This is a genomic window from Neorhodopirellula pilleata, assembly GCF_007859915.1.
GTDB lineage: Bacteria > Planctomycetota > Planctomycetia > Pirellulales > Pirellulaceae > Rhodopirellula > Rhodopirellula pilleata.
Window position 1 is genome coordinate 317,277 of the sequence record NZ_SJPM01000002.1, and the last position, 15,485, is coordinate 332,761.

Consider the following 15,485-nt stretch of genomic DNA (forward strand, 5'->3'; position numbering starts at 1 on the left):
GCCACCCTACCTTCAAGCTTGACAAAGTAAGCGATTCAACATCCCTCGCAATTGGACACACGATTGATGCCCTCCGCTCTCGCCATCGCCGCTCACCCTGATGATATCGAATTTCTGTTCGCCGGCACGATGTTGTTGCTCGCCCAGCGGGGTTGGGACTTGCATTACATGAACATCGCCGATGGCTCCAAAGGCAGCACGACGATGGACAACGAAACCTGCGCGTCGACGCGATTGATCGAAGCGCAAGACGCCGCCCGCGAACTCGGCGCCACGTTTCATCGGCCGATTTGTCGCGACATGGAGATCGCTTACACGACCGAAAACCTGATGAAGGTCACCGCCGTCGTGCGTCAATCGAAAGCCTCGATCGTCCTGACTCATTCCCCGATTGACTACATGGAAGACCACGAAATCGCTTGTCGGCTCGCCGTCAGCGCCGCGTTTTCACACGGGATGCCGAACCTCAAGAGTATTCCGCCGGTCGATCCGTTCTACGAACCCGTCACGGTTTACCACGCCCAACCGGTCGGCAATCGACAACCCACCGGCGAATTGGTGACGCCTCACTTTTACGTCAACACGACCGGTGTGATCGAGAAAAAAACGCAATCGCTCGCTTGTCACGTCAGCCAAAAACAGTGGCTCGACGAAAGCCAAGGGATGGAAAGCTATCTCGAAACGATGAAGGAAGCGTCTCGCGAAACGGGCCAAATGAGCGGTGCGTTCGAACACGCCGAAGGATGGCGGCGCCGACAACATTGGGGATTCTGCGGCCCCGATGACGATCCGCTGCGTCAGGTGCTCAAGGACCATATCGTCGAATCAAAACGCTAATCGTGCCGAAGGAATGCGTTTCAATTTCCACAGGCAACTCGATCGACGCGGGCACTCGCCCACGCAACAGGTAGTAGCGATTCGGATTCACCATCGACTGCGCCGAAAGATCGAGCCAAACCGGCAGCGCCCCCGTACCGACTCCAACCGCGCCGACCACGCGATACGGTCCGTCAACCGGGTAGCGTAAGTATTGTTCGTAACTCGAGTCCGCGACGCGAGCGGGAAAACGCTGTTGTTCGATCAAGTTCGCGTCCACCCAGATGGGTTCGTTGCCCGGTTTCTGCGATCGGATGAACTCCGCCGCCCCTCGCCAGTTTTCGCCGCGGCGAGCCAATCGCGAATCGCCCTGGGCGATTCGCGAGACCGTTCCCTGTTGCCACGCGAGCATCCCCAGGCAAACGATGGCGACCCATCCGGCCCACCGGCGTCGACCGGCCGACAAGATTTGGGGCCGCCCGCCACCATCGATCAAACAACCCATCAAGACCGCGATCATCGGCAAACCCGCCACGTAGTAGCGACGATGCCAAACCGGCACTCCGCCGTATTTGGAAACGAGATAACCGGTACACGTCGCCCCCAGAATCGCCCCGGCCAACATCCACACTTCCCTTCGATGCCCGCGATCGCCACACCACCAAAACAATCCCGGAACGATCAATAGTGGTGTCCAAGCCCACAACCGCCAAACTTGAGCCAGGCTCGTCGCCAGTGCGAACGATTGCCATTGAGACCTCGCGTCCCATAACCCGGAATGACTTGATATCCATGCGGCACTGACGACGATCCATATCAACGTCGCCGGTAAATGCTGTCGAATCAACCGACCAATGGACTGCTCGTTGCGGATGGTCGCCGCGATGTCGCCCATCATCACCAATGCGAGCCACCAGCCGAGCGTGATCAACGAGGTGACATGAATCCAACCGGCCGCCAAAACGATCGCGTGCAACCACCATCGGTCATTGGCATCGAATCGAATGTTACTTTGGAAAACGACGCCGATCGCCAGCGTGCTGACAAAGATGATCGCGGCATACGGACGCAGCTCCGTGCCATAGAAGATCGCGTGTGCATCGATCGACAACACGATCCCCGCCACCGCTGCTCCGATCCATGATGACCTCGACGCTCGATCGTCGGGCTCCGGCTTGGTGATCTGCCTCGTGATGAAATACGCCAACACCGCCGACGCCGACGTGAGCAACACGCTAGTCAAACGCAAGCAAGCTTCGACGCCATAGAATTGAATTGCCGCATCAGGCGTGAGTGATTGCCACCACCATAACACATCAAAGTAAGGTGGCTGTTGGTTCCCAATGGCGGCCCGGGGCTGGACGTCCGACCATGATCCGTCGATCACCCATGCGGTGTGCAGTTCGTCCAGCCAGAAGCTTTCACCGCATGACGGCCATCGCAACGCCAACGCGATCAAGAAAATCAAAATGGCGGGAAACGCTGACCGGGCGATCGACTTCAAGCGACACTGCCCGCCGTGCTGGTCACTTCCTGCAAGATGCGGCACGCCCGCCCGATCTGTTCAGGCGAAATGTCAAGATGCGTGACCAAGCGGATCGCCTGAGGGCCGATCGCGAAACAGTTGACACCGCATTCGTATAAACGATTCTGAAGTTCGGCGGCGGTGCCCCAATCCGGATCGACTTCCAAGATCACGATGTTGGTATCGACGCGTCCGCCACGGATCGATAACGCTTCGCAACTCGCGGCCGCATCGGCTAGTTGCCGGGCTGCTTCGTGATCCAAATGCAATCGACTGCGGTGACTTTGAATCGCGTGCAAGGCCCCCATCGCGATGATTCCGGCTTGCCGCATCGCGCCCCCGAACAGCTTTCGCATCCGCCGGGCTTCTTGAATGAACTCGTACGATCCGGCTAACGCGGAACCAACCGGTGCGCCAAGTCCTTTGCTGAAACAAACGCTGACCGAATCGAAACCGGAGGCCAACCGATCCACCTCGAGACCGGTCGCTTCGGATGCGTTCCACAAACGGGCCCCGTCGAGGTGCGTTCGCAATCCGTTCGCGTGAGCCCAAGCGCAGACCTCGTCGACTTGATCTTGGGGCAAGACTCGCCCGCCCCAACGATTGTGGGTGTTCTCCAAACACAGCAACTTGGTGCGGACGCAGTGATCGTCATCGGGACGGACGAGGTGTCGCAAATGTTCGACCTTCAAAACGCCTTCATCACCGGCGACCGTTTGAGCGATCAGGCCGGATAACGCTGCGAAAGCCCCCTGTTCGTAATGGTAGATATGGCAGTCCGCCTCGCACAAAAACTCGCTTCCGCGTTCGCAGTGCACCCGCACGGCAACCTGATTCGTCATCGAGCCGCTGGGCATGTAGACCGCCGCTTGCTTGCCGAGCAATCGAGCTGTCTCGTGCTCGAGCGCCTCCACCGTGGGGTCGACATCGATGACCCCGTCACCCACGCAAGCGTTGGCCATTTCACGCCGCATTTCGGCGGTGGGACGCGTCACCGTGTCGCTGCGTAAATCAATCATGGGGATAGGCCTTTGGAAAACTCGCCGGGGGGCTAAACTGTTTTTTCAGTCTAACGATTTTTCGCAACCCCGGTCTAACCGAATTTGTTCGTTTCTTTACGTTTCCCGCATACTTATTGAACATGACTTCATCTCCATTCACCTCATCATTGATCCGGTTCGTCGATGCTCGCCAAGGGGGTGAAGCGATCTTGGACGAAATGCGAGAAAAACTCAGCCCACGTGGTGATTTGGTCAGCCCCCGCGGTCGTGAGCTGACCAAGGCGGTTTTCGGCAAACCGTTGACGCCGATCGAAGTCGTCGAAACGATCTGCCGTGACGTTCAACGCGAAGGCACCGAGGCCCTCCTGCGATACACCCGATCGCTCGATCAAGCCGAACTGACCGCCGAGTCCTTGCGAGTTCCCGCCGCCGATCTGCAGTCGGCGCATGACGCCGCCGATCCCAAGTTGATCGAATCGATCCGTCGCATCCGCGACAATATCGTCACGTTCCAAACCGCGATCCTGCACCGCGACGTCACGATCGAACCCAAACCCGGTGTGCGGCTGACGCAGCGATACGTGCCGATGCACCGCGTCGGCATCTGCGTCCCCGGTGGCGCTGCGGCGTACCCGTCGACGGTCTTGATGACCGCCGTGCCCGCGCAAGTCGCCGGCGTCAAGCAGATCGCCGTCGTGGCACCCCCGACCCCGTTCGGTGCTTACAACCAAGACATGTTGGCGACTTGCCATGAGCTTGGCATTACCGAAGTCTATCGTTGCGGGGGGGCGCAAGCGGTCGCGGCGATGGCGTACGGTTGCGATGCGTTACCCGCAGTCGACAAGATTGTCGGGCCGGGAAACCTATTCGTTGCCTTGGCCAAGAAGCACGTCTTCGGAACCGTCGACATCGATTCGTTCGCCGGACCGAGTGAAGTCATCGTGATCGCCGACGAAACCGCCTCGCCCGCTTTCGTCGCTGCGGATTTGCTCGCTCAAGCGGAACACTCGCCCGGTTCGGCGATCTTGATCACTTGGGACGAAAAACTCATTGAGTCGGTTCAAGTCGAACTTCAGTCGCAACTCGAAAAACTTCAGCGGAGCGATTTAACCCGAGATGCGTTAGCCGATTTCGGCGCGTTGATCTTGGTTCGCGACGCCGAACACGCGTGTCAGTTGACAGATTCTTTCGCGCCCGAACACCTACATATCGAAACCGCCGACCCCGAATCCCAAATCGCCAGGATTCACAACAGTGGTGCCGCATTCTTAGGTCACCACACGCCCGTCGCGCTGGGTGATTACGCCGCCGGCCCGAGTCACGTGCTCCCGACCGGCGGAACATGTCGCTGGGCCGCCGGGTTATCCGCTAACAGTTTCTTGCGATCAGGTAGCATCACTCGCTTCGAATCCGAAGCGACCGCTGCGATCGCTGAAGACGTCATTCGACTTGCCGAAAAAGAAGGCCTCACCGCTCACGCCAACAGCGTCTCGATCCGCCAAGCTAAACCAAACCAAGCCGAATGAGTCGAGCTGTTTCAACGACGAGAATGTTCAGTTCTCTCGTAGGTGTCTAGCTGATTTCAAACCTTGTGCTTTGTCCAACCTTAATTTTAGGATTAGCCGTTTTGGCGCTAGCGGGTTGTTGATTTAGTCCACATCGAAACCCGAAGCGTGAGCGAGGGATACATACAAAGGACTTAATGGTGATGACTCCCTCGCTCACGCTTCGGGTTACGATTAAATCAGCACGCCGCTAGCGGGTTGTTGATTTAGTTTGCATCGTAACCCGAAGCGTGAGCGAGGGATGAGTCAATATCAATGATCTCTCGCTTACGCAGCGGGTTACGAAAAAAGCGCAACTTCAAAAAGCGTGAGCGAGGGATACCCACAAAGGATCAATTGGCGTTCAATCCCTCGCTGACGCTTCGGGTTACGATTAAATCGACATGCCGCTAGCCACGGTTCCCTCGCAAAAACCAAGGCTAGCGCCGAACCGCTAATGTTGCCAACCCTACGAACTCATTTCAATCTCGATCATCCTATGAAAAAACTCTTCACTGTAATCCTGCTGGGCATGCTTCAATATGCCAGTTTCGTCGCCGAGGCACAGGAACCAACCGCAAGACAACCCCGGGAAGGAAGACGCGGTGGTGGTTTTGGGGGACCCATTGAACTCGGTCCCGACGACAAACAAAACTATCCCGATCCTGCGGATAGCATCGTCGAAGAACGCGACGACATTCCCCATGGAAAGCTGGAACTGATCGAATACGAGTCGACGACGGTCGGTACGACTCGCAAGATGAATGTCTACACGCCTCCGGGATACTCGTCCGAGAAAAAGTACCCCGTTTTGTATCTGTTGCACGGCATCGGTGGCGACGAAACCGAATGGCAACGGTTCGCCAAACCGAACGTGTTGCTGGACAATCTGATTGCCGATCGCAAAGCCGTTCCGATGATCGTCGTCATGCCCAACGGTCGCGCCCAGAAAAACGATCGTGCCGAAGGCAATGTGATGGCAAGTGCGCCCGCCTTCGCAGTGTTCGAAAGAGACTTACTCGACGACGTGATCCCGGCCATCGAGTCACGTTATTCCGTTCACTCCGATCGAGAACATCGTGCTCTGGCGGGTTTATCGATGGGAGGTGGCCAGTCACTGAATTTTGGTCTGACCAACCTGGAAACGTTTGCTTGGGTAGGCGGGCTCTCGTCGGCACCCAATACAAAGACCCCCGAGGAATTGGTGCCCAATCCGGAACAAATCAAAGAGCAACTGGAATTGCTATGGCTTTCCTGTGGCAATCAAGACGGACTGATCCGAATCAGTCAACGTTTACAACGTTACCTTCAAGAGAACGATGTTCCGCACATTTGGAATGTTGACTCACACGGGCACGATCCGACGCACTGGCGCAACAATCTGTACCACTTCGCCCAGAAGCTCTTTCAATAATCAATTGAATCAGGAGTGCCGATGCAAATGACTTCTTTCATCGTATGCATCCAAAGCCGACCGTCGGCATAGCTAAAGGAAGCTAATGTCCAGGTTGCACCGGGCGGTCCAAGATCGTTTACGGCAACGAGCGCGCGTTCGTCGAAGATTTCGGCGTGCGCGTCAACCACATAGACGGTGCCGTTCATGATCGGGATGTAGAGGTGGCGATTGACCAGAATCGGACTTGCGGCCGAGACGTGTCCCCATCCGGTGCCTTTGGCTCGTTTGTCGAGGGCGATGTCGATTCCTCGTGAGTTCGTGGTATCGGTCGAGATCGCGTCTTTCAAGTCCCAGATTCGTTGAGAATTCGAGGCTCCAGTGGTTTGCACCGGAACACGCAAGTATTCCGTCTTGCCCGTTTCGATATTCACGCGGCCGATGGCATGGACGTCATGAGCGAGGAAGTAATGCCAGCGGTCAACGACGATGTTCGTTTGATTGGTCAATGGCATTCGCTTGCCAACGTGAAGGGACGTGCCCAACTCGCGTGCTCCGGTTTGTGCATCGGTGACGTCGACATTCTCGTCCAGGCGTTGTGAACGAAGTAACTTACCTGTGGTCGTATCGATCACTAGATGATTTTGTTTATCGAACCAAAAAACGAAATTCGAGTTCCAGTGAGAATTCCAAGAACAATCGCCGTTGACTTCTAGATTCCAAAGTGACTTGCCGGTTTCCAACAGGGTCAACGTCACGCCGTAGGGTTTTTCGAGTGGACCGTGGCCCCCACCTCGTCCATGGGCGATTGCCCACCGTCCATCGGCCAGTCGCCCGACCATGGGAGTGTTGTGGACGCATGTCCCCGCTTCTCCGATCCACACGACCCGGCCCGTGTTTTTGTTGATCGCATGCAAATAGGTCCAAACATCACGTGGGTCGATTCCGGCGGGAACCGGCTTGTGACGCAATAGCTTTTGTCCCGCTTCCTTGTTTCGAACTTCGACAGTGATGATCAAGTCGCCGACTAAGATCGGCTCGCACTGACGATTCGTGTGTCGCGTTCGGGGTTGGAATTCGCGCAGCCAAACTTGGTTGCCCTCCAGGTCGTAGCAACCCATCGAACCGCAACGATTGAAGAACCAAACATGTTCCCCGTCACAGATTGGCGCGAATGTGGTCGCATCACTGAAGATCCCCGCCGTCTGCACCGGATCTGTGCCGGGTAGAGAAACGTTCCAAAGAATTTCGCCGGTGGTTGCGTCGAGGCAATAGCCGATGATGTTTGGTTCAAGCCGATCGCTTGTTTCCTGCATCGGTTTGTGCGTCGTCACGAAGGCACGCTTTCCCCAGACCGTCACAGCACTTTGGCCGCCTTCGGGTAAGGTGGTCCGCCAAAGAACATTGGTCCCGTCGCTAACGGACCAACTCATCGGCGGTTCGGGACCCTCGGCTTTCCAGTTCAGTTGCGGGCCGGAAGCTTGCGGCCAATGTTCGCCAGCGACGACCGTAACCGTCGCTAGCAACAAGCTAAAAACAGTTGTCAATCGCATCGTACATTCCTGGGGTTTCGAAAGCACGTTCGTTCTCGTTTGCCAAAATGAATCGTATGGGAACTGTAAGGCCCGCCGCTAACAGGTTGTTGGTTTATTAGATCAACGAACAATCTTCCTCAATCGCCCCAAAGTCGCTGAAGTAGATCGTGTAGATCGGGGTCATGCTGTTTTAACTCGGCCCTCACAAAGGGATAGAAGTCGTTGCGGTAAAAATACGCTTCGGTTCCCTCGGCAAAATACTCCTTGTGGTTGTTCAATCCATAGTGACGGACGTTGCGGCCGGTGTACAACAACACGTCCTCATAAGTCTTGGATGATTTCGCTTTTTCAAATACGGCGATCACCTCGGGATGATCAAAGCTTAAGAACTGATCGTGGTACGCGTGTGCCAATTCGTGCAAGATCACGGCGGGGTGCTTGAGCATCTGTTCTTTTGATAAGAGCTGGTCGGCATGCGGGATGTGCACCTTTTGGGTCAATCGTTCATCGTGATCATTGGCCAGCAACCAACCGCGACTGGGGTGATACTGCATCGCACCCAACGTGGGATGATTTTTCTCGATCCAAAGTTCAATTTGTTTCAACTTGGTCAGCGTCTCCGGCGGAACCAAAATCGAAATCCGCTGAAGATGATTGGCCAACATTACTAGCGATCGATCATCCGCCTCGCTTGATTCTCCTAGCAACGCAGGGTCGATGTGGATGGTCCAGCCTTCAATTTCCCGGACAACGGGATCAAACCGATCCGTTTTCGAGGCTTCTGCTGCTTTCCCGCCGTCGGGCGACTGGGCGACCGGAATGGATTTCGCCATGTTCGCTCGGGAATCCGCCAAATACTGTTGGAATTGATCTTCGAGCACCGGCAGCGAGATCGAGCCCGATCGAAGCAGCATGTCGTGGAATTGTCGCACGTCGAACCGATCACCCAACGCTTCTTCGGCTTGGCGTCGCAGGTCGGTGATGAACAATTCGCCGACCTTGTATCCCAACGCTTGACCCGGCCAGCCGATATAACGATCGACTTCGGCGACGACGTTATGCTGAGACAGCGCGGTGTTTTCGCTCATGTACTGGATCGCCTGTTGGCGAGTCCAGCCCATGGCGTGGATGCCGGTGTCGACGACCAACCGGCTCGCCCGCCACGCCTCCATGCTCAAGCGGCCGAAGTCTTGATAGGGATCTTGATACAAACCGATCTCTTTGCCGAGTCGTTCGCTATACAATGCCCAGCCTTCGATGAAGGCGGTAAAGTGGCTGCGACGACGAATCGGATGCAAACCGTCCAGCTCCGCTTGAAGAGCCAATTGCAAATGGTGACCAGGAACCGCCTCGTGCGCCGAAAGGGCCTCGAGTTGATACAGCGGCCGGGCCGATAGATTGTAGGTGTTGAGGTAATAGAACCCGCCGCGAGTACCGTCGGTCGGTGGTGGCCAGTAATAAGCTGATGTCGTTTGAGGGGCAACGTAAGCTGGGATCTCCCGGATGCCATAGGGGATTCTCGGTAAGCGATCGAACAATTCGGGCAAACGCCCATCGATCCTCTTCAATATCAACGCCGCTGATTGAAGGAGCTCTTCGGGCGTCTTGGCGTAGAACTTCGGATCGGTTCGCAAGTGTTCCAAGAATGACGGCAAGTCGCCGTCAAATGCCAGCTTTTCACGGATCGCTTCCATTTCAGTGCGGATGCGTGCGTTTTCGGCAATGCCTTTCTGGTGCAGTTGCTCGGGCGTGTAATCGAGTGTTGTGAACTTCGCGATTTGTGATTGATAAAGTTCACGTCCGTCGGGCAACGCTCGAGCCGCGATGGTTCCCCGACAAGCCGGAACATAGGTTTCTTCCAAGAACGTCGCGAAGCGTTCGTAGGCGGGAACCACGCTTTCCATGATCGCCTGTTCGATCCGAACACGGATTTCGTTCCAACGATCAGCGGGCAATTTCGCGATCGCCTCTTGGTTCAAATTGGTCAGGAATAAAGAGTCTTTGGCTTCAGTTACCACGTGCGCCCGGGCTTGGCTGACGCTGTCACGCATGATGATCGCCGGTTGAACCAGATCGCGTTCGATTCCCTGCTTTAAAAGTTCGATTTGCTCGTCAACAAAACGGGGAACGTCATTCAAACGGGAGATGTAATTGTCAAAATCTGCAAGCGACGTTGGGTCCATCTCACGCGGCAATTCGGGAAGCGAGATATGAAACCCTTCACGGTTATTGATCGGCATGAAGTGCAATCCGAATTGGTGATCGACCAGCGGTTCGGAAAGCCTCAGTTTCAAGAGTTCGTAGTCGACACCATCGGACGGTTTCAGGCCGCCTGAATCGATCGCATCGAGTTCGAGCAGGAATGCTTTTCGCATTTGATCGCGTCGTTCGAAATCAGAAATCTTGTTGTTGCCCAAACGATCTTGATGGCGTGGGTCGCCGACATCTGTGGTGAGCATCGGAAACTCGTTCAGTTCGAATTCCCAAACGCGGTCCATCAAACCGTGCAAGCGTGCGTCATCGGGGCCAGGCGAATGGTTCGGTGATTCGGTTGGCGGTTGAGCCGGTGACTGGGCGTTTCCGTGAACGCTGATCATCAGGCAAGCGGCCAGGGCAAGCAGGCGTAACGTCATGGTGTCTTTCAGATGGAATGGTCAGTACGTTTGTTCACTAACGGTCGCCGGCGAAGTCCCAAGCTTTCGTTTGATCCGACTTACCCGCAAACTCGATCAACTGCACGTCGACGACCGAATCGTTTGCAGGCAAGTAGAGTCGGACCGTCCCGGAGCGACCTTCAAGCGGCACATCGATCTTGGTCTCGTGCCACTCGTTGCCGTTTGGTAAGTCGAACTCAACGGTTTGCCCAGATTCGGGGAAGGCCTCTTGATCGATGGTCTTCCATTGAACTTTGGCTCGTCCTCCGGCGGAAGATCGCGTGCGGAGTCGCATCGTCAGCGGGCCCGATAAGCGAACTTGAGCGGTGCCGAGAAAAGGCGTTCGACCGGCACCGGTGATGCGGATTGCGTCATCGAGGACTTCGATCTCGCAAGACTTGGGTACCAGCCCCCACGTCGGTTCGCGATTCAATGCCGCACGTGCCGCTTGAGGCTGATAGGCGGGATTGGGCAGAGGCGTTACCGCATCCGTATCAACGATGAACGCGTCGATCAAGGCTTCCAATTCGGCGACCTTCTCGGGCATCTTCGACGCCAAGTTGTTTGTTTCGCCGATGTCATCGGAAAGGTCGTACAGCTCTCTCACTTCGGGATAGGACGAGTGAGGCTCCCAGCGACGAATCAACTTGTAATCACCCGCGCGAACACTGACGGCGGGAATCAAATGCGGGAACCAAGTGAATAAGGCGTTTCGGTTGAGGTCGCCTGTTTGTTCGAGTACGGGCAACAATGAAAGTCCGTCGAGCACGTGCCCTTCAGGACGCTCCGTAGCGGTGGCTTCCAAGATCGTCGGATACAAATCGATCGGTCCAACGACGGCATCGCTCGTCGTGCCCGGCTCGACTCGGCCGGGCCATCGCACCATCAAGGGCACCCGTTGGCCGCCTTCGTAGATCCGACCTTTTCCTTCACGCAATGGCGAGTTGTTCGTTGGCGGTTCACCACCGGCCCACTTACGCCAATCTTGGATCGCATCGTATTGCGGATGACCGGGACCGACATTGGCGAGCTTGCGATCGTCGTACGTGCGGCTGTGTGTGTTACCGCCGTTATCAGAATAGAAAACGAACAAGGTATTGTCCGTGAGACCTAGTTCATCGAGCGTGTCGAGGACGCGACCAAGGCTTTCGTCGACGCTTTTAAGCATCGACGCCATGATCGGGTTCTTTTGTTTGCCGCGCGGGTCAGTCTTGTCGGCAAATGTTTCGGTATAAGACGTCTTGTGTCCCCACGGACCATGGACGGCGTACTGACATAAGTTCAAGTAAAAGGGTTCGTTACGGTGGGTTTTGATGAACCGGACCGCTTCGTCGGTTAACCGATCGGTGATGTATTCACCCTCGGGACCGTCGGTGATCGTTCCCACTTTTTGACGCCCGCCCGCGTTGCCTTCCTGCGTGACGCCGTAGGGTGAGAAATAGCTTGGTGGTCCTGGATCAGGGACGCAAAACCAAGTCGTCTCGAATCCGTGTTGATCCGGCCGGTGCTGCGGCGCGATCCCCATGTGCCACTTGCCGAAGTGTCCCGTGCGATAGCCCGCCGAACGCAAGACTTCCGGCAGCACGATCAATTGCGGGTCCAAAAAGTTTTTGCTCGTTGGATAAATGAACTTCGCTGTTGGCGATGCCTTCTCAGGATAGCGGGACGCGTCGGCGCTTCGGGCAGGCAGGTGTCCGCTAGCACTGGTCACTCCATGGCGTGCCGAATACTGACCGCTGAGGATCGTCGCACGAGTCGGCGAGCAAAGCGGTACCGCGTACGCGTCAGTGAATCGCATCGACTGGTTCGCCAATCGCATGATGTTCGGCGTTTCGTAGTACTGCGATCCGTACGGCGTCGAATCGATCCAGCCCATGTCGTCGACGAGAAACAGGATCACGTTGGGCCGTTCGCCATGAGCAGGTAACGCGAGAAGCGAGCATGCGACGAGGTTAAACAATAAAAAGAGCGGTCTCATGTTGATCAATTTGAAATGAGGTCCAACGATTATCACAGTGAAAGAAATGTCAAGATTTATCCCAGCGACCAACCGCTGCGGGGAGTCCGTTTGATGAACGGATCAGCTTGGGGACATCCGACAGCCCTCATCGCCTTCGCGTCCCAGTGTAGTTTCTCACCGGCGCGATAGGCCACGTTGCCGAGGTGATTCGCCTCGGTCAACGGTCCGGCGTAACTGAAGGGACTCGCCGTGGTGGCCTCCCCGCGACAAGCCAAAACCCACTCGGCGTGATGGCCTGGCGATTCGGGGATGAACTGCGCCGGCGGTTGCACATCGACGAAGTTCTCTTCCGGCAGCAAAACATGCTTGCCATAATCGGACAACAGCATTCCTCGGGTACCGACGAACAAAACGCCGCTGGACCATTGCGGGATCTCACCGTCGGTCCATCGTTGGGGCTTGTGCGTCCCCTGGTACCAACTCAGTTGCACCGGCGGCATGTTCTCGCGTGCACCATATTGGTAAACGGTCGTCATTGAAGCCGGGGCGATCTCGGCGTGGGGCTCGATCCCGAACGACTCGACCGTTTTGGGTGCGTCGAGCTTCAACGCCCAATACGGCAAGTCGTTCCAATGGCTACCCAGGTCCGACATCGTGCCGTTGGCAAAGTCCCACCAACGATACCAGTTCGGGCCGGGAAAGTAGACATCGTTATAAGGCCGTTCCGGTGCCGGGCCGAGCCACAAGTCCCAGTCGAGATTCGCCGGTGGCGTCATCGCTTCGGTCGGTCGTTCGGCGACGTACAAGCGATCCCCGTGTTTCTTCGCATCGGCTTCGCTTTGCAAACCCCACGCTCGCGAGACCCACACGTGGGCTTCGGTGACGTCGCCGATCATGCCGGACTGAATCTTCTCGACAACCCGGTGGTAATTCGGCGACGCGTGGATTTGCGTTCCCATTTGGGTGACCACTCCCGCCTTGGCGGCCGCCTCCGTGATGCGCCGCGTTTCGTCGATGTTGTACGCGAGCGGTTTCTCACAATAGACATGCTTGCCTAATTGCAGTGCCGGCATTGTCGCAAACGCGTGAGTGTGTTCGGTCGTGCTGACGACGACCGCGTCGATATCGTTGCCTTGGCGATCGAACAGTCGGCGGAAATCACGGTGGGCCGCGGCGTTCGGAAATCGAGACGCGGCGCTATCGAGTGCATTCTGCTGGACGTCGCACAGCGCCACCACGTCGATCGCCTTGGTCGCTTCGATCGTGGCTAAGTTGGCACCGCCCCGGCCGCCGACCCCGATGAAAGCCACTCGCATGCGATCGTTCGGCGATGCCGCACGCAGCAGTCGTGGTGAGGCCAATGCCGCCCCGCCAATCAGGGTAGCGTTGGCTAACCACTGACGACGTGAAACGACGGGATTTCGTTGAATCGATAGTTGATCTGACATCGGAAGGGCCGTCAAAAAAAGGCGGGGAAGGTGGGGATGGAGGTCTTGGTAATGATCCCCATCTTAGTGGAACACCGCAGTGAGGTGGGCGGGCGCGGCGAACCTTGTTTTTTTGAACGATCCAACTCACCAGGAATCGGTTAAGCTGGTAGCCTGTCAAAGCTTCGTTTGGGTCCATCACGTTCGATCGTGGGTGAGCCGGCGATAGATGATTTTTGAAGGCATGGCGGTGGTGTCCGAATGAACCTTCTTTTTCGGAATAGCTTTCCAGAGTAGTGAACGAGTCTGATGTATCGATCAATCTTCCAGGCGGTTTGGTGCTTTTGGTGCATCGGATCCGCAGCGGTATTTGGCAACCAAGCGGTCGCCCAGGATCGCGTCGAGTTTCTCAACGGCACCGAACTCAGCGGTCGAATTCTTGAGATTCGAAAAGCGGATAAGGAGTTCGATTTTGAAACCAGGATCGGCGAGCAATCCATCACGCGTACTTATTCGTACGCCATCGTTCACGCGGTGACCATCAAAGGCAAACGTTTTGTCTTTAACGAAAAAAATACTCCGACAGTGACCAAAACCACTTCGGAAAATTCCAAGCGGATTGAGAGGAGTGAAAAAGAAGTCAGGCAAATCATCGACAATGAGGGGGCGAGCGATCCGGAGTGGCTAGAGGAAACGAAACTAGACCATCCCAAAAGCCTTGAATTGGATTGGCCTTTGAAAGCGGAAGGCCCATGGAATGAGTCCAAGAATGTAGGACAGTATTTTTGGGGACGCGTGAATCCCAATCCGTCTCGCTGGCGATCGGGTATCAAGCTGCTGTATGAATGCATTCATCATCACGAAGGTCGGCCAGAGGTTCTTGAACGTGATTATGGTGCTCTCGCCGAGAAGTATTTTGTCTTGTTTCAAGATTATCCTCGTGCCGCTTATTGGCTCGAAAAGTCGAATCCTCAGATGAGCAGGCCTTCGGGCGTCCACTTGGCCGAGTGCTACTACCGGCTAGGCAGCAAACCGATGGCGATGAGATTGATGCAAAAAGAACCGCTTCACTTGAACGCGATCAAGTTGCTTGGCGAGATGGGGGAAGTCGAGAAAGCATTGAAGGTTACCAAAACGTACGCTCAAACGAACGCATTCAACGAGGCTTTTCTCAACGCGGGGGACGCCTTGCGAGCGGCCGGCCGGTATGACGAAGCGATCGAGTACTACCAGCAAATCCTCGATCGAAATCAAGCCAGAAACAAAGAATACCTGGCTCGCTTCCGAGGACGCGCGAGCGACTCGATCAACGCGATTCGCTTATTCGATAAGGCAGACGTGACTCAAGTTGCCGATGGCGAGTACCGCGACAAAGCCGTCGGTTACAACGGCGACTTAACCGTGCGAGCGGTGGTGGCCGACGGAAAGATTACCAGTGTCGACGTCATCGAACATCAGGAAAAGCAGTTCTACGCGGCGTTGACCGACACTCCGAATCAGATCATCGATAATCAGAGCGTTCGCGATGTCGATGGAACCAGCGGTGCGACAATCACGTCGCAAGCGATTGTCAATGCGACCGCACGTGCACTCGCTCAAGGAGCCCGAGATTGATTCAATTCGGTTTGGA

Annotated in this window: 10 protein-coding genes; 4 read left to right on the forward strand and 6 right to left on the reverse strand. The window is 56.0% G+C overall.

All coding sequences use genetic code 11. From position 1 onward, the window contains the following. Positions 1–66: 66 nt before the first annotated feature. Complete coding sequence (locus tag Pla100_RS06360; protein ID WP_146576852.1) at positions 67–837, forward strand: PIG-L deacetylase family protein; 771 nt, start codon at positions 67–69, stop codon at positions 835–837. On the opposite strand, the gene Pla100_RS06365 is transcribed toward Pla100_RS06360, so the two are convergent. Together Pla100_RS06365 and Pla100_RS06370 are read right to left on the reverse strand one after the other, a co-directional pair. Continuing rightward, positions 806–2,365 (reverse strand): hypothetical protein, encoded by a 1,560-nt coding sequence (locus Pla100_RS06365; RefSeq protein WP_146576853.1) that lies wholly within the window; start codon positions 2,363–2,365, stop codon positions 806–808. The two genes, Pla100_RS06360 and Pla100_RS06365, sit on opposite strands and share 32 nt — an antisense overlap. Beyond that, positions 2,317–3,360 carry a GntG family PLP-dependent aldolase gene (locus Pla100_RS06370; RefSeq protein WP_146576854.1) on the reverse strand — a complete coding sequence of 348 codons (1,044 nt, stop codon included), beginning with the start codon at positions 3,358–3,360 and terminating at the stop codon, positions 2,317–2,319. The genes Pla100_RS06365 and Pla100_RS06370 overlap by 49 nt, the downstream gene beginning before the upstream one ends. Positions 3,361–3,482: 122 nt before the next feature. On the opposite strand from Pla100_RS06370, the gene hisD reads away from it, so the two are divergent. Both hisD and Pla100_RS06380 read left to right on the forward strand, forming a co-directional pair. Continuing rightward, the gene (gene hisD, locus Pla100_RS06375) at positions 3,483–4,868 is read left to right on the forward strand and encodes a histidinol dehydrogenase (RefSeq protein WP_146576855.1); all 1,386 of its coding nucleotides are present in this window, start codon (positions 3,483–3,485) and stop codon (positions 4,866–4,868) included. Positions 4,869–5,385: 517 nt separating this feature from the next. Beyond that, a complete protein-coding gene (locus tag Pla100_RS06380) occupies positions 5,386–6,300 on the forward strand; it encodes an alpha/beta hydrolase (RefSeq protein ID WP_146576856.1) in 915 nt (304 codons plus the stop codon). Here the strand turns inward: Pla100_RS06380 and Pla100_RS06385 are convergent. From Pla100_RS06385 to Pla100_RS06400, 4 genes are all read right to left on the reverse strand, one after another. Then, positions 6,294–7,832: an outer membrane protein assembly factor BamB family protein gene (locus Pla100_RS06385; RefSeq protein ID WP_146576857.1), complete on the reverse strand. Its 1,539-nt coding sequence runs from the start codon at positions 7,830–7,832 to the stop codon at positions 6,294–6,296. The two genes, Pla100_RS06380 and Pla100_RS06385, sit on opposite strands and share 7 nt — an antisense overlap. Positions 7,833–7,951: 119 nt before the next feature. Next, positions 7,952–10,447: a DUF885 family protein gene (locus Pla100_RS06390; RefSeq protein WP_146576858.1), complete on the reverse strand. Its 2,496-nt coding sequence runs from the start codon at positions 10,445–10,447 to the stop codon at positions 7,952–7,954. A gap of 37 nt (positions 10,448–10,484) precedes the next feature. Beyond that, complete coding sequence (locus tag Pla100_RS06395; RefSeq protein ID WP_146576859.1) at positions 10,485–12,446, reverse strand: sulfatase; 1,962 nt, start codon at positions 12,444–12,446, stop codon at positions 10,485–10,487. A 56-nt stretch (positions 12,447–12,502) separates the two neighbouring features. Continuing rightward, positions 12,503–13,876 carry a Gfo/Idh/MocA family protein gene (locus Pla100_RS06400; RefSeq protein ID WP_146576860.1) on the reverse strand — a complete coding sequence of 458 codons (1,374 nt, stop codon included), beginning with the start codon at positions 13,874–13,876 and terminating at the stop codon, positions 12,503–12,505. Between the two features lie 288 nt (positions 13,877–14,164). Between Pla100_RS06400 and Pla100_RS06405 the strand changes: the two genes are divergently transcribed. Then, positions 14,165–15,469: an FMN-binding protein gene (locus tag Pla100_RS06405; RefSeq protein WP_146576861.1), complete on the forward strand. Its 1,305-nt coding sequence runs from the start codon at positions 14,165–14,167 to the stop codon at positions 15,467–15,469. Positions 15,470–15,485 lie beyond the last annotated feature (16 nt).

Bases quoted from the DNA above. Each gene is read 5' to 3' on its own strand.
- Pla100_RS06385 (WP_146576857.1), bottom strand. From the start codon at position 7,832: ATGCGATTGACAACTGTTTTTAGCTTGTTGCTAGCGACGGTTACGGTC.
- Pla100_RS06405 (WP_146576861.1), top strand. From the start codon at position 14,165: ATGTATCGATCAATCTTCCAGGCGGTTTGGTGCTTTTGGTGCATCGGA.
- Pla100_RS06370 (WP_146576854.1), bottom strand. From the start codon at position 3,360: ATGATTGATTTACGCAGCGACACGGTGACGCGTCCCACCGCCGAAATG.
- Pla100_RS06380 (WP_146576856.1), top strand. From the start codon at position 5,386: ATGAAAAAACTCTTCACTGTAATCCTGCTGGGCATGCTTCAATATGCC.
- hisD (WP_146576855.1), top strand. From the start codon at position 3,483: ATGACTTCATCTCCATTCACCTCATCATTGATCCGGTTCGTCGATGCT.
- Pla100_RS06395 (WP_146576859.1), bottom strand. From the start codon at position 12,446: ATGAGACCGCTCTTTTTATTGTTTAACCTCGTCGCATGCTCGCTTCTC.
- Pla100_RS06360 (WP_146576852.1), top strand. From the start codon at position 67: ATGCCCTCCGCTCTCGCCATCGCCGCTCACCCTGATGATATCGAATTT.
- Pla100_RS06400 (WP_146576860.1), bottom strand. From the start codon at position 13,876: ATGTCAGATCAACTATCGATTCAACGAAATCCCGTCGTTTCACGTCGT.
- Pla100_RS06390 (WP_146576858.1), bottom strand. From the start codon at position 10,447: ATGACGTTACGCCTGCTTGCCCTGGCCGCTTGCCTGATGATCAGCGTT.